The organism is Dokdonia sinensis (genome assembly GCF_003688895.1).
Lineage (GTDB): Bacteria > Bacteroidota > Bacteroidia > Flavobacteriales > Flavobacteriaceae > Dokdonia > Dokdonia sinensis.
Window position 1 is genome coordinate 250,877 of the sequence record NZ_REFV01000002.1, and the last position, 19,734, is coordinate 270,610.

Sequence of the window (19,734 nt, forward strand, 5' to 3'; positions counted from 1 at the left end):
AAAATAGTGATCGTATTACCCTCTTCTTCGTCCACGATTATCTCTCATTTCCTGCATTTTTGTGCGTACGGTACTTTGATAATCTGCTTTTGTGATTTCTTTTCCTTTATCAGGTGCTTCTATTACGATGCTCTCTCCTGGATTAATTACCACTTTAGAACATAACATTGTCATATTACCTGCACTTACTTCCAAGATTAATCCAGGAAGGCCCCAGTACTCCCCTGGACCGTGACTCACGGGTATTTGTAACGTGTACCACGCCTCTACTTCTGTCATTGGTACTTCTGGTTCAGCGGTTTCTCCGTCTGCACTTGCAGTGTCAGATGCCTGAGCAGTTCTAAGGTCTCCCCAAGAAAAATCGTACCAAGTAAGATCTGCAGTAGGAACAGAAGCGGTTGCTTTAAAGGTAGTGTACTTCCCAACTTGCTTGGTTTCGGAACCCATTTGCCAGTCTATTTCTTGTAATTTGTCTTTTACGAGGAATTTCTTTCCGTAAAACTCCTGACTCTGCACAAGTTGATTTTCCTTTACATTTTTATATTGCTCACCTCTGGCGAAATTTGCTCCCCAAGTGTCTGTAGCTCCAGACATCGCATCCATTTTAACCTCTTCATTAAAAACTGATTCCGTTTTATTGAAATCTAGAATATAAGTTTTTTCGAGGCGATTTTTGAGTCTTGCATAGGTCTCTTTTTTCTGAGCCTCGCTCATTCTCGCGCCCCAGCTTCCTAATTCCATTTTAGATTTAGAAGCATAATAGGCCTTGCCCTGAAACTCTTGAGCCTCTGGCTGAAGTGACATAGGCAACGTGACAAAGAATAATGTTATGGTTAAGAGAATTGCTTTCATCATAGCTATTTTTAAAATGTTTAACCAAAGTAGACAAAGATTAAACATTGTCAGTGGGTTTTGTTAAAACCTTAACATAGTCTAGCTATAAATATGATTAATTAGTTGATTTCCAGTCGGTAGCCCACCCCATGCACATTTGCAATTTTGATAGAGTCATCCTCTTTCAGCTTTTTGCGGAGTTTTGAAATGTAGGTGTCCAGACTTCGGCCTACAATGACGCCGTTGTCTTCCCAAACGCTTTTTGTAAGCTCCTCTCGCTTGATAATCTCATTAGGTCTGGCGACAAATATGGCTAGGAGCTCGCACTCTTTGCGCGATAGGGGCAACTCTTTTGCTTCTTTTACAAGTTTGTTCTGTTCAGGATAAAAGTGAAAGCTTCCTAGTTTCTCATAATTTTCATTTGGTAAAGGCGATAGAGGTGTCCCTTTTTTGCTTTCGCGAAAACTTGTTCCGAATTCATTTCGGGAGCGGAAAACCACAAGTCCCAAAATTCCAAATGCAAATAACGTAATAGCGATCTTAGTGGTAGAAAGCGGTGCAGCCTCTTCTATAAAAAGGATTTCGATGGTATGGCAAGCGTCCGGCACCTGCCGTCCGGAACAAGGTACGATCGTTTGCTCAATATCAATATTCATCTCGTAACTGTAGGATACCTCGCGATCTTCACACCTGAGAACTTCGACAATATAATTTTCTGGTAATCCCGCTTTTGCAAAATTTTTATCAAGAATCGCAACAAGGCTATCAGGAAAAAACGTGAGTTCCTTCTCAAATGAGAGCTGGTATTTAAGAGGCTCCAGCTGAATGACAGGTAATATAATCGAAGTGCTGTCCTGGTTAGATAATAAAAGTTCATTCCCAACCTGACGTAAAGCAATTTTTACACGTTCGGGTAGTTTATTGTCAGGCTCTTCATGAAAGGGAACCATCCACGATATGGTAAGCAAGCAAATGATTGCTGTAATGATCTGTAGTTTTTTTGTGCTCATTATGATGCAAATAACCGCTTTCTAACCGAGATTTTACAACTGTTGACACTTCTTTTACATTATTTTGACACTTGAAAGTCCCAGCCGCATCTAGTTTTACTCGAAAATAAAAACAAGATGCAAAAACTCATTATCACCATCATCATTTTAAGTAGCGCTATATGTAACGCACAATTTTTAGATACTAATTACACGCTGGATACAGATAAAAGTATCATTAAGTGGAAGGGGAGTTACTCTTTTAACTTCGGCGAGCATCCGGGCATCGTACAATTTGAAAAGGGAACGCTCAAGACCCAGAACAATATGATCACAGGGGGCGAATTTACCATCGATATGACCACTATTGCAAATGATCCAGATATAGACCACGAGAGTCCCATAGAACATTTGCGCGACGAGGATTTCTTTCATGTTTCAAAATTTCCAAAAGCCGTGCTTAAAATTACAGATGTGATTTACATCAAAGAAAAAAACTTGCACGAGGTAACTGCAGATCTTACAATAAAGGGAATTACAAAGTCGCAAAAGTTTTATGCTACAGCAAGCGGAGAGAACAATACTTTTAAAACAAAATTTAAAATAGACCGAACCCGCTGGGGAATCATTTATAACCATAAACTCAAAGACCAAGCGATAAGTGATGCTATTGAATTTGATGTGCTATTGACTTTTAAATAATGAACTATCTATTTTTTACTATCCTAGTATCTCTGACCGTTTCCTCTCAAGTAGTTTGTCAGGAAGAAAGTCATCCTTCATTTCTAAAAGCAGATAATGACTGGAGTTCAGAAATTATCGTACTTCCCGTAGATTGGGCTCCTGGGATGACCGTTACGGGTTATGAAGAACTACTTTTTGCCCCAGGCTGGTCAGACCCAAAAAGCGATTGTTTTTGGTCGTTAGTAATGGGGTGGAAATTAGAGGCTAGGGAGTCGCTAGACACACGATTAATTTCAGAAAACCTAAAATATTATTATGATGGATTAATGAAACCTAACCATTGGGCCACCGAGTTTCCAGATCCTATAGTTTATCTTGATATGCTGAGCAAAGATGATTTTACTACAACTTATACGGGTAAATTAGTCGTTTTTGATGGGTTTCATACGGGAAAAATTATAGAGCTCAACATACGTGCGAGGCAGCAGTTTGATAAGGATTCAGAGCAGACCTTTATAATTATTCAGTTTTCTACACAATCATTAGAGCATACTATTTGGAAAGAATTGGGAAGCGTCGTTTTAAAAACATAAGCTCTAGTAATTTGAGTTTTTTAAAATATCTTAAAACTTGCAACAAAGGGTAAATGATCTGAAACTTGTTTCTTAAAAGCCTCACGGCCTAGGTTCATCGTCCAATGCATTGGGAAAAGACGTAAGCTCCCCTTTACATAATCTGTTGCGTAGGTACGCGATACCGCAAAGCCATCCAAAAGATTTGCCCGTCCTTTTTCTAAAATATGAGAAAACCGATCCTGTAAATCCCAGCAGGAAACAAAATCCATAAGATCATCGCCGCCCAGATGATGAAAATTGCTCACGTCCTGCCCAGGAATCATATTAAAATCTCCCATAAGTAATATCGTACGTCGTTTAAAACCAGATGTGTTTCTCAGCTTTGTGATATAGTTTCCAATAAATTTACATTGACTATCCCGCAGTTGTTGCTCTGGTCTGTCGCGACCAGATTTAAGATGAACGCCTATGAGAACTGCCTTAAACTTATTAATTTTTACGTCTACACGTACAGCGCGACGGCCACGCCCGTAATCACCCTGTGAACCTTCGATGAGTTGTGCATTAGAAACTTGTACACCTTCTTTATGTAAAAAACCAATATGGATATGCCCATCTGGTTGTTCTAAAATTGTATAGTTATAAATGATGCCATACTCGCTAGCAATCATATCTGCGAGCGTTTTTATGTGACTTATAGGACTTACTTCGACGAGGGTAACAAGTTCTGCATCTAGAAGGGCAAGACCTTCTGCTTGATTTGCCGCTCTTTTGCTGGTCGGGTCTATACCTAAGCTTGTATTTTTTGGATTATACCCTGCTAGATTCCATACAGCGATACGGGCGAGACTGTGTTGAAAATGAACCATCTTAATATTTTAAATTTACATTCAATAAATGTAATTATTTAAAAACTAAGTGTTTATATCTATATTCGTTTTAAGTAATGGCATAAAAAAACTGGCTCAATGTTGAACCAGTTTTTGAGGTTATTACGCTTTCGCGAAAGCGTAAAAAATCTATTTCACATCAAAACGATCTGCATTCATCACTTTTACAAATGCCTTCACAAAGTCGTGTACAAAGCGTTCTTCACCATCGCTGGCTCCATACACCTCTGCAACGGCTCTTAGCTCTGTGTTTGAGCCAAAAATTAAATCTGCTCTAGAGCCTGTAAATTTCATTTCACCAGTACGACGGTCTGTTCCCGAGAATAACGTATCGTCAGATGAAAGCGCTTTCCAAGTGTATGTAAAGTCTAGAATATTTACAAAAAAGTCGTTTGTGAGTTGACCGACTCTATCTGTAAAGACTCCTACTTTTGATCCGTTATAATTAGTACCTAGAACGCGCATTCCCCCTATAAGGGCTGTCATTTCTGGGATAGAAAGGTTTAATAATTGTGCACGGTCTATGAGCATCTGCTCTGCAGCAGTTGCTTTTTGTTTTTTGCTCACGTAGTTTCTAAATCCGTCAGCTTTTGGTTCCAAATAGCCAAAGCTATCAATATCAGTTTGCTCTTGAGTAGCATCAGTACGTCCTGGTGTAAATGGAACTATGATGTCGTGGCCAGCTTCCATTGCTGCAAGCTCTACACCTACGCATCCTGCAAGTACAATTAAGTCTGCTAGAGAAACTTCTCCGTCAAAATTTTCTTTAATATCCCTCAAGAAGACAAGCACTTTATGAAGCTGTTCTGGGTTATTTACTTCCCAATGTGATTGTGGTGCAAGAGCAATACGAGCTCCGTTTGCTCCTCCACGTTTGTCAGAATTTCTGAAAGTCGAGGCGCTTGCCCAAGCTGTAGACACCATTTCTGAAACGGTTAAATCGCTATCTGCAATTGCGTTTTTAAGTGTGGCAACCTGTGCATCATTAAGTGTATATCCATTTCTTTTAGGTAATGGGTCCTGCCATAATAATTCTTCACTAGGAACCTCAGGTCCCAAATATCTTTCGATCGGCCCCATATCTCTGTGTGTGAGTTTATACCAGGCGCGAGCAAAGGCATCTTCAAAAGCCTTATGATCTTCGTGGAATCTTTTAGATATTTTTAAATATTCTGGATCTGTTTTTAATGCAATATCTGCTGTAGTCATCATAAGACGTTGTGTCTTTGATGCGTCTCCGGCCGTAGGTGCCATTTTTGCATTAGAGGCTGCTGTAGGTGTCCATTGGTGAGCACCAGCAGGACTCTTTGTAAGTTCCCAATCGTAGTTTAATAATACATCAAAATAGTCTGCATCCCATCGTGTCGGGTTCGGAGTCCAAGCGCCTTCTATTCCCGAAGTGATTGTATCATCGCCTTTTCCTGTGCCAAAACTATTTTTCCATCCTGTGCTCATTTCTTCTATAGATGCTCCAGCCGGTTCTGTACCTACATATTTATTTGGGTCTGCAGCTCCATGTGCTTTTCCAAAAGTATGCCCACCAGCAATAAGAGCAACAGTTTCCTCATCATTCATTGCCATACGTCCAAAGGTTTCTCTCACGTTTGCGGCAGATCCCATAGGGTCCGGCTCACCGTTAGGACCTTCTGGATTTACATAAATCCATCCCATCATTACTGCTCCTAAAGGTGCTTCTAATTCTCCTTCTGAGTAACGCTCATCGTTTGCTCCCCATTCTGTCTCACTTCCCCAATATATGTCCTGCTCTGGCTCCCAAGTGTCTTCACGACCTCCGGCAAAACCAAATGTTGGGAAGCCCATAGACTCTAATGCACAGTTACCTGCTAGTATCATGAGGTCTGCCCAAGAGACTTTATTACCATATTTCTTTTTAATAGGCCATAACAGTAAGCGAGCCTTATCTAAGTTTCCGTTATCTGGCCAGCTATTAAGAGGCGCAAAACGTTGTGTCCCAGAACTAGCTCCACCACGCCCATCACCTATACGGTAGGTTCCTGCACTGTGCCAAGCAAGACGAATCATAAAACCTCCATAATGACCATAATCTGCAGGCCACCAATCTTGTGAGTCTGTCATAAGGTCTAAAGTATCCTGCTTAAGAGCCTTAAAGTCCACACTATTAAAGGCCGCTGCATAATCAAAATCTTCTCCCAAAGGATCGGACTTTGTAGCGTTCTGTCTTAAAATATTTAGTCTTAACTCATTGGGCCACCAGTCTCGGTTTGTAGTTCCGCCGCCAGCAAATTGCTTGTTTGCACCACCCATAAAAGGACATTTGGCAACTTTAGATGGATCATTTAGGTCAAAGGTTTCTGTATTTTTCATCGATCTCGGATTTATTGTCTTTTTAGAATTCTTAAAGGTATTTAATTATAAACGTAGCATTCATAGTTTTTCATTTAATTAATTAAACGAATGATTGATAAAACTTATAGTAGTGCCAAGTTTCCTAGTTATGCTTTCGCGAAAGCGTAACCTATATTTTACAATTTATTCATACATAATGTACAAGACTGATCATCATATTAGAGGTACCTTTGCCGCCGTTTTCAAATACACATTAGACTATGTTTAATTTAAAAGAAATTCTTACAGCTACAATGGTTCTTTTTGCTGTGATCGATATTATAGGTAGTATTCCTATAATCCTAAAACTGCGCAAGAAAGCAGGTCACATCCAAAGCGAGAAAGCCGCACTCGTGGCGCTTGTGGTAATGATTCTTTTTGTGTTTGTAGGAGAGAGTATACTAGGTCTTATTGGGATTAATGTTTATGAGTTTGCTGTGGCGGGGTCGTTTATCCTTTTCTTTATAGCACTAGAGATGATTCTCGGGGTGAGTATTTTTAAAGATGATGAGACGTTGAGCAAGAAAACAGTATCTGTGTTCCCACTTGCTTTCCCGCTGGTTGCTGGTCCAGGAACGCTAACGTCGTTGCTAGCCTTGCGTGCCGAATATGAACTGATGAATATTCTTGTAGCTGTAGCTCTCAATATCCTGCTTGTTTATGTGGTTCTTAAGACATCTAAACATATAGAGCGCTTTCTAGGAAAGAACGGGATTGCTGTGATACACAAAGTTTTTGGTGTAATTTTGCTAGCGATTGCAGTAAAGTTGTTTACGGCAAATATTCAGGAACTTTTTAGATAGAAAATAGATGAAAAAGGCACTTATTGTATTGATAATTTTGGCGATAGTATTAGGGGTCTTTAATGCTACTCAAATTAATTTAGACCAGTCTTTTAAAGGTGATAATGCCGTTGCGGCAATAGGAGTAATAGGTTGTGCGTGCGTAGTGGTACTTTTGTTAATCTTAAGGAGCAGCAAAAAAATAGCCGAAAGAGCTAAGGGGAATTCTTAGAAAAGATAAATCAACTGTGGTTCGTAAATCTCAAAAGCGATACCTACTATAAGGGTGATTATTGCAGCTACGGTAAAAATCTTATGTAATTTTTGGAACAGGAGTGTCCTGCGTAGTTTTCTCTTAAGGCGCTCGTCTTTAATTTTTTCCATCTCATCTTTTACAACTTCGGGAGCAAGATAAAATGGGCTTACGGAGATACCATTAGATATGAGTAATCCGGCACTATTATCCAAAAGTCGGAATATAACAGCGATTATAAATACAAATACAGAAGCAATTATTAGCATAGGACCCCCTTCCTAGTTTGTAATTTCTCTAATTTTATTGAGCATTGCATCGTCTTCGTTAACCATACGCTCAAAAGCAGTATTGCCAAAAAGTTGCTGCGCCATAGTAGCTTTTAAGTATCTTTTATACTCAGCCATATATGCACGAGCACGCAAATTAATTTGTCTATACTGGGCGAAAGATATAAAATCTAGCACAATTTTGTCTGTTACAACAACCTCATTTTTAAATTGCTCCTCTGTCAGCTTATTGTAATAAGGTCTATCTTTCTCTAGTACGTCAAAAACAAAACGACTCATAAGCCCCTGTCGTAGGACATAATTGAGGTGTTCTATTTCATAGTCTGTGTTCTTCGGAACAAAAATATCTGGTATGATACCGCCGCCACCGTATACTATTTTGCCTAAAGGAGTTTTAAACATCAATGAGTCTGCTACTTTTATACTATCTATACTTCGCAGTTCGCCATTTTCATAGCGATTTTTATAATCTTGAAAATAGGCATCATTCCCGTTCTCATAGGATTTCTGAATAGAACGCCCTGTAGGGGTATAATATCTAGCAATGGTAAGTCGTACTGCGCTACCATCTCCTAGTGCCATTTCTCTTTGTACAAGACCTTTTCCAAAGGATCTTCTACCTACAATAAGACCCTTATCATTATCTTGGAGAGCTCCAGCCACAATCTCACTAGCAGATGCAGAGTTTTCATTAATTAAAATAAATACTTCCCCGTCTTCAAAAATACCATCGTCCTCTGCATAGGTTTTATTTATCTTACCTGTTTTATTTTTAGTAAATAGGATTAGTTTATCCTCTTCTAGAAACTCATCTGCAATTTTTTCTGCAGAAGAAATGTATCCTCCTGGATTATCACGTAGATCTAGTGTGAGTTGTGTTGCCCCTAGACGCTGTAATTTTTTTACTGCGATTATGAACTCGTCGTGTGTAGACTCTGCAAAACGGTTAATCTTAACATAGCCCATTTTATCAGTAAGCATATAAGCTGCAACCACACTAGAAAGAGGTACGCGGCCTCTTTTTACATCAAAAGTTATGAGATCATCTACTCCATCTCTCTTAACCTTAAGTGTTACTGGGGTATTTATTTTTCCTTTTAAGATACTGGAAAGGGAGTCATCAGAAATAGATCCGCCAAAAAGCGGGATGTTATCTGCATATACAATACGGTCACCTCCCTTTATGCCTGCGCGGTGACTAGGGCCTCCCTCTATGGCTTGAATAACGGCAATAGAATCTTTATAAGGATAAAAACTAATTCCTATTCCCACAAAGTCGCCTTTCATACTCTCTTCAATATCTTGAAGTTCATCTTTAGGAATATATACCGAGTGAGGGTCTAAATTGTCTAAAATCCCGTTTACAGTAACATCTACAATACTGTCTGTGTCTACAGCATCTACGTATTCGTAGTCTATATAATCTATAAGGCGATTGAGTTTTTCTTTTTTTGCATTGCTAGAAAAAAGACCTCCATCTGCCTGGCCAAAATTGAGCTTACTGCCCAGCATTATCCCTAGGACAATCCCTATGGCAAATAGTAATGGAGTGTATTTTTTCTTTATTTTCATATGTGTATCTCAGGGAGATGTACTACTTCAACGCCGGCCTTTTGTAAAAATTCTATTCCGCTATTATCTTTATATGATTCTTTAAAAACTACCCGCTTTATTCCTGCTTGATGTACTAGTTTGCTGCATTCCTTGCAAGGTGAGAGTGTAATATACAAAGTCGCTCCCTGACAGGACTGTGTAGATCCAGCTACTTTAAGTATTGCATTTGCCTCAGCGTGCAGGACATACCATTTTGTATACCCTTCACCATCCTCGCAAAAGTTTTCAAATCCAGTAGGTGTACCATTGTAACCGTCAGAGATTATCATTTTGCCTTTTACAATAATAGCACCTACTTGCTTGCGTTTACAATAGGAGAGTTTACCCCACTCCTGTGCCATTCGGAGGTAAGCTTTGTCATATTTTGCTTGTTTATCTGGCATAAATTCTTTTAGAAAATAGAATAATGTGAATGGATTTTAGGTACGCTTTCGCGAAAGCATAAAAACAAGGGTCCACTCCTAAACGAATGTAAGGGGCTCATCTTTTAAAAACAATGTATTTGAATTTTTTTAACCAAAAAAGGTCTAAATGACACCAAAGGCACCGAATAACATAGGAATTATCATACCCACAACAATTGCCGAAATTACCATCACCCAATCGCGTAGCGAAAATCGAAATAGAGATTGGCCTATAAAACTAAAAATGAGCACTACGATAACAATGACTAATTGAGCAACCTCAATACCCAATGTGTACTCAAGTAAGGGTAACAACTTATTTTCTGTGCTTGCGGTCATCATTTTAAAATAAGTCGAGAAGCCTAGACCGTGTATAAGTCCAAAAAATAAGGTCGTAATAAGGTAAATGCCCACGCTTTCCTTACGCGCTTTCTTGCCGGCCGTAAAGATATTGTATAGCGCTGTGATGAGAATAGTAATAGGGATCAATAGTTCAATCCAGCTACTTTTTACAGAAACTACACCGTACGCGGAGAGTGCGAGTGCCAGCGTGTGACCTATCGTAAAAATGGTTACAAGTGTAACTAGCCGTTTCCAGTTAGAAAATAAGTACGGGACCGTGAGTACAATTAAAAAAAGAATGTGATCGTAAGCCTTCCAGTCTAAAACGTGGTACAATCCTTCTTTAAAATAAAACCAAAAAGTGTCCATGATTATAATTTAGGGTAGGATCAAATGTAAACAATATTGGGAATTATGACACCCCTTGGCCCTTACGTTTATAGCGTTGAATTAATTTTTCCATCGTCTGAAAAAGCTCTCGCTCATCTATAGGTTTTATAAGATATCCATTCATTCCTACTTCTTTACTCTCTTCTATATCTTCATCAGAGCATCTAGCGCTCAAAGCAATGATGGGAATTTTACTTATGTGTTTATTTTTATGATTGCGTATACGTGCGGTTGCATCAAATCCGTCCATTATAGGCATCGTGAGGTCCATCAGGATTAAATCATATTTGTAGTGGTCCAGTAATTTTAAAACATGCTCTCCGTTTTTTGCAATATCAAGGCTATAGTCGGGGTGGTCTGCAAAAATGCGCATGAGTAATAACTGATTTACTTCTATGTCTTCGCCTAAAAGTACGCGATATTTAGAGTTTTTAGACTCCTTACTTTTAGATGTTCGTGACCTAAGTTTTTTCTCTGCTTTTTGATCGTGGGAGACACCTGCTTCTACCGTAAATCTAAAAATACTTCCTTTTCCTTTTACACTTTCAACCTCTATTTTACCTTCCATTAGCTCAGAAAGCTGTTTTACGATGCTGAGCCCGAGACCTGTCCCTCCAAAAAGACCTCTTTTTTCTAGTTGTGTAAAACTTTCAAATATAGTCGTAACATTCTCTGCGTCTATACCTATTCCAGTATCTTTAACTTCAAAAACTATAGGAATTTTACGTCTATTTTTTGATGGGGTAGTTACACTAAATGTAATATTTCCTACTTGTGTATACTTTATGGCATTGTCCAGTAAATTAACTAAAACCTGATTGAGGCGTAGTCTGTCTAAAACGATAAATCGAGGAAGTGATTCTCCTCTTTCAAATTGAAATGTTATACGTTTTTCTTCAGCTTGAATTTGATGTGCTTTTACAAGTTCGTCTAGAAGTAAGTGAAGATTAAAGCGTTTGTTTTTTATTTCTAACCTTCCCGCTTCTATTTTAGAAATATCTAAAAGATCATTCACTATTGACTTGAGATTCTCTGATGAACTTTTTACAATATTCACAAGATCAAGTTGTTCTCTATTAAGCCCTGTATTTTGTAACACCTGAATAAAACCTACAATGCTATTTAAAGGAGTTCTTATCTCGTGGCTTACATTTGCGAGAAATTTATTTTTGAAACCCCGCTGTACTTGAAGTTCGTTATTAAGCTCCTGGGCAATGTTAAAGTCTATTATAGATTCATTTCTTGCTTGCTTAATTTTATGTACACTCTTGTAGTGTTCAGTAAAATCAATTAAAAAAAGTGCAACCTGCCCTGATTTCCTATAAATCTTAGTTTTTATATCAAAAAAGTAATTTTTTCCTAAGTTTTCTATCTGAACACAGTAGAAATAGTTTTCATCTAAGGGTTCTTCCAAAAGGTTTGAAATGGTGTAGAAGAAAGGGTGTACGCTTGTCAAGTAATTTCCTGTGGGAATGCTCAGGATATTATTGTCAGATTGTAAAACTCTACTTTCCGTATCTGAAACAATAATCTGCGTGGTATTTTTAACAAAATCTTTTCTTAGTTCTTCAATCATTCTTAAGCACTTGCGCTGCTACGTTTTCAAACAGCTGTTCGACATTCTCTCCAGTTTTTGCACTTGAAAGATAGTCAGGCTTGATATTTTGACTTAAAAGATTTTCCTGAAGTATATTGGCATCGACTAAATCCACTTTATTGCCGATGATATGCACAGGAACGTGTGGATACTTCTCACTTAAGTGTTCTAAATTATACTTAAGGTCACTATAAGTAACCTCTCTCGAAGCATCAAATACGTATATAAATGAAGCTGCTCCCATTAGATAAGAAGGTCTGTATTTTGTAAAGTCGTCTGTACCCTCTACATCCCAAATAATAAGTGTTACCTGCTCACCGGCAATACTTACTTCTTTTTTCATTATATGAACCCCTATGGTCACAATATAGTTTTCAGAAAACGTATCCTCTACGAATCTCCGAAGTAATGAAGATTTACCTACTCCAAAATGACCTAATAAGACAATTTTCTTAGATACGCTCATCTGTAAAATATTCCTTTAGTTTTCTGTTAAATTGATTGGGTCGGATTAAATCATCCTCATTAATAACAAATTGAGCAAAGTCTAGAAGAACATCCTCCAGTTTGCTCTTATACTCATCATCATAAATACCCGTAAGTACAACCGCAATATAATACTTTGAAAAGTTTTGGAGATGAATTGTGAATAATTCGTAATCTATACGCTCTAACATCATTTCCTTCTCTCCAGTAAAGGCATCCTCTACAAAACTCTTTATGGCTGTGAGCATTCCTGCAACCATATCCTCGTCCATTCTCTGGGTTTTAGAATAGTTTGCCTTAAGCAATCCAGAGCCTTTCTCAATAACCATTATCTGTTCTATACGAGCTCTATATAGCTCGGCCATGAGAGCTGCTGCATTTTTCTGATGGTCATTTTTGCTGTTAAACCAGTTTTTAAACGAGAATGTCTTATTTAATTTCTGGTTTATGTCATCGTTTAGTTTTTTAATTTCTGCTTGAACGTACTTCTTGATCATTTTTCCCATAACGGGATATAGTGCCTCTGCAACCGCATCTTGGGATTTTTTGATTTCCGTTTTAAGAGTTTCGGTAATGGTAGGTCCTAGTGTTTTTGGGATTTCCTGAACAAACGCATTCAGTCGAGCATCCATAAGAGGATTTACTCTCTCTGAAAGATGTTCTTGTTTGTCTTCGAGAGCTTTAATTTTTTTGTAAACGTCTTTCTCTGGCTTTTGCTCATCTGTGAGTAAAAGTTCCTTTAAGATTTCTAGACGTTCGTCAGTAGTCATAGGCAGATTGCAAGAAGTAATTATGCCTTGATATTCTCTCCTAGACGAATCAGCATATCACCTAGACTGTCTCTGCTTACTTTACGATTATCAAGGTCTTGTGCCTTATCGTGCAGCGCTTGCTCAAGGTCAGAAATACGTATATTTACATCAGTACTTAAATTATCTACTGCTGTCATTATTTCCTTGCGGGCATCATCTACATACTCCATAAGCTCTTCACGCTTATTTGCTATGTCCGTTTTTAGGGTATCAAACTCGTGATTGTATTCTTGAATATTTTCTCCAAAGATGAGATTTTTAATCGCCTCTATCTTAGAATTTGCAGCAGCGTCTTGAACTGGTTCGCTTGCTCCTTTTGCCTTTTTAGCCATAATTTGGTCGGTGCTTGATTGTCAACTCTCAAATATAAAAAAAATACAGCCTTAAAGCTGTTTCAAACACTATGAATTACTCATAAAGGACTCTGCCTTCTCCACCATAAGTCTACTGCCACAAAAGAATGGAACTCGCTCATGTAGCTCTGTAGGTTTTAAGTCTAGAATCGGAGTAAAACCATCACTTGCTTTTCCTCCGGCTTGTTCTGCAATAAAGGCCATAGGATTACATTCATAAAGTAAACGCAATTTGCCGTTCATCGCTTTAGAACTTTTGGGATAGATATAAATTCCACCTTTAATCATGTTACGGTGTATATCAGAAACTAAGGAACCTATATATCGCGAGGTGTATGGACGATTTTCTGCTTCCTCTTGACAATACTTAATGTACTTTTTTACACCATTTGGAAAGTGATTATAGTTTCCTTCATTTACAGAATAAATATTTCCCATATCGGGAAACTGCATATTGGGATGTGATAAATAAAAGGTTCCTATTGCAGGATTGAGTGTAAAGCCATTTACTCCGTGCCCCGTGGTATATACAAGCATTGTGCTTGTACCATAAATAATATATCCCGCGGCGACCTGATTGCGTCCAGGTTGCAAAAAATCTTCTAAAGTAACTGGAGAACCAGGAGGTGTCACACGTCTATAAATAGAAAATATAGTACCTACAGAAACATTTACATCAATGTTTGAAGAACCGTCTAGTGGGTCCATCAGGACAACATATTTATTCTTGTGGTCCTCTCCTTGCCCTTCAATGGTAATAAAATCATCATTCTCCTCACTAGCAATCCCACATACAATATTTCTATTTGTAAGGGTGGATATGAAGGTGTTGTTTGCCATCACATCTAGTTTTTGCTGGTCTTCACCCTGAATGTTTGTTTCTCCTGCGGCCCCTACAATGTCTACGAGTCCCGCTTTGTTTACTTCGTGGTTAACGACTTTTGCTGCAAGCCTTATAGAATTGATAAGTCTTGAAAGTTCGCCAGAGGAATATTGAAATTCCGATTGATTTTCAATAATGAACTCCCCTAAAGTTTGATTTTTTCGTGACACAAGGCTATTTTTTTGCTGTTTGCGCAAAAATAGATTAATTCCGCGTTACTACAACGTTTTCGTAAACTAATACTCCGCATATTTCTATAATTTAGCACAGCGATAAAATTTAAGTTATGGGTTTTACAATTAGAAAAGCACAACCAGCAGATATGCCCGCAGTTTTGGAGCTTATTACAGAGCTCGCTGTTTTTGAGAAAGAACCCGATGCCGTAAAGATTAATGCACAAACGCTTGTAGACTCAGGTTTTGGAGAAAATCGGCTTTTTACTTGTTTTGTGGCAACGCTAGGTGATAAAATTGTGGGAATGGCATTGGTATATTTTAGATTTTCTACTTGGGCAGGTAAATCTTTGCACCTAGAAGACCTTATTGTAAAACAGGAACATCGCGGTAAGGGAATAGGCAAAGGACTTTACGATCAAGTGATGTTGTATGGAGCACAGGAAGATGTAAAACGTGTAGAGTGGGTTGTTCTAGACTGGAATAAAGAGGCCATAGATTTTTATGATCGTAGCGGTGCTCAGTTTCTCAAGGATTGGTATCTCGTGCAGATGGATGATGATCGTTTAAAAAAGTATGTAAAACAATTATAAGGTTTTAGTTTACGCTTTCGCGAAAGCGTAACAACTCAAATTAAAGTAGATAATAGTACATCCTAATTTATAAGTCATACTACAATAAATTTTGCAAAAGCAACTTAATCAAATCAAATGCAAATATTCAAATTTGGAGGAGCATCAGTAAAAGATGCCGAGGGAGTAAAAAATGTATTGCAGGTTCTATTAACCACTGGAACCACAGAAAAACTTGTCGTTATCTCTGCAATGGGAAAAACGACAAATGCAATGGAAGACGTAATTCACGCTTATTTTGGTGATAAAACTACGGTGCCAGCTCAAATCCATAAATCTATAACCTATCATCAAGAAATTTTAGACGGCCTATTTCCTAAAGGTCACGCAGTATACGACCGCGTTAAAGAACTTTTTGGCGAACTTAAAGGGTTTCTTGCTTGGAATAAATCACCCAAATACGACTTTGTTTATGACCAAGTTGTAAGTTACGGGGAGCTCATTTCTACAACAATGGTAAGTACATACCTTAATGAAAACGGTCTGCAAAATAATTGGATTGATGCTAGAGATCTAATACAAACGGACGATAGTTATCGTGATGCGCGTGTAGATTGGGATGCAACACAAAAAGCGATAAAAGAAAAGGTAAACCTTAAAGCACTATCCATCACACAAGGGTTTATAGGATCAGACAGTAATAATTTTACTACAACGTTAGGGCGGGAGGGATCAGATTATTCTGGAGGAATATTTGCTTATTGCCTTAATGCCGAGAGTCTGACCATTTGGAAGGACGTTCCTGGTGTTCTTAACGGAGACCCAAGAGTTTTTGAAAACACAGAACTCCTCCATCAGATTTCCTATGAGGAAGCTATTGAGCTTGCATTTTACGGAGCCTCTGTAATCCATCCCAAAACGCTACAACCCCTACAACGTAAGGAAATTCCATTATTTGTAAAATCATTTATTAATCCTACAGAAAGAGGAACAGCAGTAAGTAAAGGTCAAACTCTTGTTCCGCACGTGCCATGTTATATCGTTAAGAAGGGTCAAGTTTTAATATCGCTGTCTTCACTAGATTTTTCATTTATGATGGAAGATAATATAGGCGAGGTTTTTAAATTACTGGCAAAATATAAAATGAAAGTAGATCTCATACAGAACTCTGCCATCAGCTTTTCAGTCTGTGTAGATAATAAGTTTAAACATTTAGATGAGTTAGTAAATCACCTCAAAGGGAAGTTTAAGGTACAGACAATAGAGGGAGTATCCCTTTATACCATAAGGCACTTTACGCCAAAGGTGCTCGATATTTTTCAAAAAAATAGAACAGTCCTACTCAAACAAGTTGCTCAAAACACCGTGCAACTTGTGACACAAAACTAATTATAGATGGTCTTTGTAAGGACACCACCGCAAAAAAATGCATAATCGCTATATTTGCCTACTTAACTTATAAATCAATATGGGTCTTGTTACTGCTCGAGAAGTTGCCCGCGCCATAAAGGTCGATAAATTCGGCTTTTTGGGCACTTTTATGGGGTGGTCTTTAATGAAAGTACTCAAGATTTCTAAGGCTAATGAAATCTACGACCGTAACAAGCACCTGAGTGACCTTGATTTTCTGAACGCACTCTTAGATGAGTTTCAAATTAAATTTGAAATTCCAGAAGAAGACCTTAAACGACTTCCTAAAGATGGGGCCTATATTACGATTTCAAATCATCCTCTCGGAGGTATAGACGGCATTTTATTGCTCAAACTTATGCTCGAGCAGCGTCCTGATTTTAAAATTATAGCAAATTTTCTCCTACACCGTATCGAGCCGCTTAAGCCGTACGTAATGCCTGTAAATCCTTTTGAAAATAACAAAGATGCAAAGTCTAGTATTGCAGGTTTTAAAAGTGCTATTTCCCATTTACGAGACGGTCATCCATTAGGTGTTTTTCCTGCGGGAGAGGTGTCAACTTATAAAGACGATAAACTCATTATCGATAAGCCTTGGGAAGAGGCAGCGATGAAGCTTATCAAAAAAGCAGAAGTCCCTGTAGTTCCTATTTATTTTCACGCAAAAAACAGCAGATTATTTTACCAGTTATCACGCTTAAGCGATACGCTGCGTACCGCAAAACTTCCTAGTGAGCTACTCACGCAAAAACATAGAGTAATTAAAGTACGTATAGGAAATCCGATTAAGGTGCAAGCTCAAAAGCAACACGAAAGCTTAGAAGATTTTACAGAGTTTCTGCGCAAGAAAACCTATATGCTAGCAAAAACCTTTGAGAAAAAGAGACTGTTAAGCAACATCCCTCAAACCTTAAAAGTTCCAAAAGAGCCTAAAAAAATAGTAAGAGAAACTAGTCACGCGCTCATAGAGGGCGAAATAGACCGCTTGCGCAAAAATGACCGCCGCCTCCTACAATCTAAAAATTACGAAGTCTTTCTCGCTCCAGCTGAAGAAATGCCCAGTACCCTACAGGAGATAGGGCGCTTGCGGGAGATCACCTTCCGCGCAATAGGGGAAGGGACGAACGAGGCTACAGATATAGACAAGTTTGATCGCTATTACTACCATATGTTTCTGTGGGATGCAGATGCAAAAAAAATGGCAGGTGCCTATCGTATGGGATTAGGTGCAAAAATTTATAAGGAATACGGTATTGATGGTTTTTACTTGCAAGACCTCTTTCGATTTGAGCCGGAGCTGCATAAGATGATGAGTGAGAGCATTGAGATGGGGCGCGCATTTATTACTAAAGAATACCAGCAAAAACCGATGCCTCTTTTCTTGCTTTGGAAAGGAATCGTGCACACAACACTACGTTTTCCAGAACATAAATACCTTATAGGAGGTGTGAGTATTTCTAACCAATTCTCAAACTTTTCAAAGTCCCTGATGATTGAGTTTATGAAGTCGCATTATTACGACCCGTACATCGCGCAGTATATAAGACCTAAAAAAGAGTTTAAGGTAAAACTTACAGATGAGGATAAGGAATTTGTTTTTGACGAGAGTAAGGCAGATCTTAATAAGTTTGATAAACTTATAGAAGAAGTGGAGCCAGGTTCCCTAAGACTGCCTGTTCTCATTAAAAAATACATTAAACAAAACGCAAAGGTAATTGCCTTTAATGTGGACCCACTATTTAACAATGCCATAGACGGCCTGATGTACATTAAAATCGCCGACTTGCCCGAGAGTACCGTAAAACCCGTTATGGAAGAATTTCAGGCAGAGCTTGAGAAAAAATACGGGCGGTCTCAGGACGATGAGGAGTAATTAGAACTAGCTAAGTCTGACTTATGAAATCGAAGTAGTTTTCTTGGTTTACTACCATTAGTTTATTATCAGGATACGCACTTGTAAATGATTTGCTAAATTTAACTGAGCGTTTATTATTCCACTTAAATTCATAGGCGTGTAATTTTCCTTGATAATCTTCTATAAAGTCAATTTCCTGTTGGGCGTGTGTACGCCAGAAATAATCGTTTGTAAAAATACTATTGTAGGCTTTAAACTTGAGGCGTTCAACAATTAAGAAATTCTCCCACATCGCGCCTGTATCTTGTCGTAATGCCAGCGGTTTCCAATTATTTATAATTGCATTACGTATTCCTAAGTCATAAAAATAGATTTTACGACTTTTTTTAAGTTCGTTGCGTAAATTCCTAGCCAGAGACGGTAGTCTAAAAACTACGAAAGCTTTTTCTAGTAAATTTATATATCGCTCTACTGTCTGATTATCCATTCCTGTAAGTCTTCCCAATTCTTGGTAGGAAACTTCTTGACCTATTTGATAGGCAAGAGCTTGCAATAATGCTTCTAGTTTCTGTGGTTTTTTTATATCTTGCCACGCTAGAATATCTTTGTATAGATAACTATCAGAAAGCTGTTTTATAATGCTTTGTTCTTCGCCACTATTTGTAATTACATCTGGGTAAAAGCCATAGAGCAAACGTTGCTCTAAAAGTCTATTTTCTTCCAGAAAGCTAGTGTGTGAAACCATCTCGTTATGACTTAGTGGCCATAAGTGATACTCCCACTTACGACCCGTGAGGGGTTCATTAACTTGGTTTGATAATTCAAAAGATGAAGACCCTGTAGCAATTACTTTGACGTGTGGTATCTCATCATATATTAATTTAAGGGACAAACCTATATTAGGAATACGCTGGGCTTCATCTATTATTAGTCTTTTTTTTGTGCCAACTATCCGTTTGAGCGCCGTACTGGACGCATCTGTAAGTAAAGTGCGTACATCAGATTCATCGCCATTAAGCCAAAGAGTATCTGGGGTTGTAAAATAATTTTTAAGCAAGGTAGTTTTGCCCACCTGCCTCGGTCCCAGTAAAATAATAATCTTTCGGTCATTAATTTTACGCTCTAGCAACGAGGTAATACTTCTTAAAATCATAAATTCAGCGATTGTAATCGCAAATT

Annotated in this window: 21 protein-coding genes; 7 read left to right on the forward strand and 14 right to left on the reverse strand. The window is 38.2% G+C overall.

Going from position 1 to position 19,734, the window contains the following annotated elements:
• Positions 1–15: 15 nt before the first annotated feature.
• Both EAX61_RS03240 and EAX61_RS03245 read right to left on the reverse strand, forming a co-directional pair.
• The gene (locus tag EAX61_RS03240; RefSeq protein ID WP_121916221.1) at positions 16–852 is read right to left on the reverse strand and encodes a GLPGLI family protein; all 837 of its coding nucleotides are present in this window, start codon (positions 850–852) and stop codon (positions 16–18) included.
• 101 nt (positions 853–953) lie between these two features.
• A complete protein-coding gene (locus EAX61_RS03245) occupies positions 954–1,844 on the reverse strand; it encodes a winged helix-turn-helix domain-containing protein (RefSeq protein WP_121916222.1) in 891 nt (296 codons plus the stop codon).
• 117 nt (positions 1,845–1,961) lie between these two features.
• On the opposite strand from EAX61_RS03245, the gene EAX61_RS03250 reads away from it, so the two are divergent.
• Positions 1,962–2,525 carry a YceI family protein gene (locus tag EAX61_RS03250; protein ID WP_121916223.1) on the forward strand — a complete coding sequence of 188 codons (564 nt, stop codon included), beginning with the start codon at positions 1,962–1,964 and terminating at the stop codon, positions 2,523–2,525.
• A complete protein-coding gene (locus EAX61_RS03255; protein ID WP_121916224.1) occupies positions 2,525–3,100 on the forward strand; it encodes a hypothetical protein in 576 nt (191 codons plus the stop codon). Before EAX61_RS03250 ends, EAX61_RS03255 begins: the two co-directional genes overlap by 1 nt.
• Positions 3,101–3,120: 20 nt before the next feature.
• Here EAX61_RS03255 and EAX61_RS03260 read toward each other — a convergent pair whose 3' ends face one another.
• Positions 3,121–3,951 (reverse strand): exonuclease/endonuclease/phosphatase family protein, encoded by an 831-nt coding sequence (locus tag EAX61_RS03260; protein WP_121916225.1) that lies wholly within the window; start codon positions 3,949–3,951, stop codon positions 3,121–3,123.
• Between the two features lie 150 nt (positions 3,952–4,101).
• Positions 4,102–6,318: a catalase/peroxidase HPI gene (gene katG, locus EAX61_RS03265; protein ID WP_121916226.1), complete on the reverse strand. Its 2,217-nt coding sequence runs from the start codon at positions 6,316–6,318 to the stop codon at positions 4,102–4,104.
• Positions 6,319–6,560: 242 nt separating this feature from the next.
• On the opposite strand from katG, the gene EAX61_RS03270 reads away from it, so the two are divergent.
• A complete protein-coding gene (locus EAX61_RS03270) occupies positions 6,561–7,142 on the forward strand; it encodes a MarC family protein (RefSeq protein ID WP_121916227.1) in 582 nt (193 codons plus the stop codon).
• Between the two features lie 7 nt (positions 7,143–7,149).
• Positions 7,150–7,353 (forward strand): hypothetical protein, encoded by a 204-nt coding sequence (locus EAX61_RS03275; RefSeq protein WP_121916228.1) that lies wholly within the window; start codon positions 7,150–7,152, stop codon positions 7,351–7,353.
• Here EAX61_RS03275 and EAX61_RS03280 read toward each other — a convergent pair.
• The 9 genes from EAX61_RS03280 to fbp form a co-directional block, all read right to left on the reverse strand.
• Positions 7,350–7,643 carry a hypothetical protein gene (locus EAX61_RS03280; RefSeq protein WP_121916229.1) on the reverse strand — a complete coding sequence of 98 codons (294 nt, stop codon included), beginning with the start codon at positions 7,641–7,643 and terminating at the stop codon, positions 7,350–7,352. The two genes, EAX61_RS03275 and EAX61_RS03280, sit on opposite strands and share 4 nt — an antisense overlap.
• A gap of 12 nt (positions 7,644–7,655) precedes the next feature.
• Entirely contained in the window at positions 7,656–9,236 is a 1,581-nt protein-coding gene (locus EAX61_RS03285) for a S41 family peptidase (protein WP_121916230.1), read from the reverse strand.
• Positions 9,233–9,661 (reverse strand): deoxycytidylate deaminase, encoded by a 429-nt coding sequence (locus EAX61_RS03290; RefSeq protein ID WP_121916231.1) that lies wholly within the window; start codon positions 9,659–9,661, stop codon positions 9,233–9,235. The genes EAX61_RS03285 and EAX61_RS03290 overlap by 4 nt, the downstream gene beginning before the upstream one ends.
• A 144-nt stretch (positions 9,662–9,805) precedes the next feature.
• The gene (locus tag EAX61_RS03295; protein ID WP_121916232.1) at positions 9,806–10,393 is read right to left on the reverse strand and encodes a HupE/UreJ family protein; all 588 of its coding nucleotides are present in this window, start codon (positions 10,391–10,393) and stop codon (positions 9,806–9,808) included.
• 43 nt (positions 10,394–10,436) lie between these two features.
• Positions 10,437–11,990 carry an ATP-binding protein gene (locus EAX61_RS03300; protein WP_121916233.1) on the reverse strand — a complete coding sequence of 518 codons (1,554 nt, stop codon included), beginning with the start codon at positions 11,988–11,990 and terminating at the stop codon, positions 10,437–10,439.
• Entirely contained in the window at positions 11,983–12,477 is a 495-nt protein-coding gene (locus EAX61_RS03305; RefSeq protein ID WP_121916234.1) for a Rab family GTPase, read from the reverse strand. The genes EAX61_RS03300 and EAX61_RS03305 overlap by 8 nt, the downstream gene beginning before the upstream one ends.
• Positions 12,464–13,267 carry a cell envelope biogenesis protein OmpA gene (locus EAX61_RS03310; protein WP_121916235.1) on the reverse strand — a complete coding sequence of 268 codons (804 nt, stop codon included), beginning with the start codon at positions 13,265–13,267 and terminating at the stop codon, positions 12,464–12,466. The genes EAX61_RS03305 and EAX61_RS03310 overlap by 14 nt, the downstream gene beginning before the upstream one ends.
• Before the next feature lie 20 nt (positions 13,268–13,287).
• On the reverse strand, positions 13,288–13,641 hold the full coding sequence (locus tag EAX61_RS03315) for a fructose 1,6-bisphosphatase (protein WP_121916236.1): 354 nt from the start codon (positions 13,639–13,641) through the stop codon (positions 13,288–13,290).
• 69 nt (positions 13,642–13,710) lie between these two features.
• Positions 13,711–14,715 (reverse strand): class 1 fructose-bisphosphatase, encoded by a 1,005-nt coding sequence (gene fbp, locus EAX61_RS03320; protein WP_121916237.1) that lies wholly within the window; start codon positions 14,713–14,715, stop codon positions 13,711–13,713.
• Between the two features lie 116 nt (positions 14,716–14,831).
• On the opposite strand from fbp, the gene EAX61_RS03325 reads away from it, so the two are divergent.
• The 3 genes from EAX61_RS03325 to EAX61_RS03335 all read left to right on the forward strand — a co-directional run bounded on the left by EAX61_RS03325 (position 14,832) and on the right by EAX61_RS03335 (position 18,573).
• Positions 14,832–15,311, forward strand: coding sequence for a GNAT family N-acetyltransferase (locus EAX61_RS03325; RefSeq protein ID WP_121916238.1), 480 nt, complete (start codon positions 14,832–14,834; stop codon positions 15,309–15,311).
• Between the two features lie 117 nt (positions 15,312–15,428).
• Entirely contained in the window at positions 15,429–16,679 is a 1,251-nt protein-coding gene (locus tag EAX61_RS03330; RefSeq protein ID WP_121916239.1) for an aspartate kinase, read from the forward strand.
• Positions 16,680–16,758: 79 nt separating this feature from the next.
• On the forward strand, positions 16,759–18,573 hold the full coding sequence (locus tag EAX61_RS03335) for a GNAT family N-acyltransferase (protein WP_121916240.1): 1,815 nt from the start codon (positions 16,759–16,761) through the stop codon (positions 18,571–18,573).
• Positions 18,574–18,583: 10 nt separating this feature from the next.
• Here EAX61_RS03335 and EAX61_RS03340 read toward each other — a convergent pair whose 3' ends face one another.
• Complete coding sequence (locus tag EAX61_RS03340) at positions 18,584–19,708, reverse strand: ATP-binding protein (RefSeq protein WP_121916241.1); 1,125 nt, start codon at positions 19,706–19,708, stop codon at positions 18,584–18,586.
• Positions 19,709–19,734: the final 26 nt, after the last annotated feature.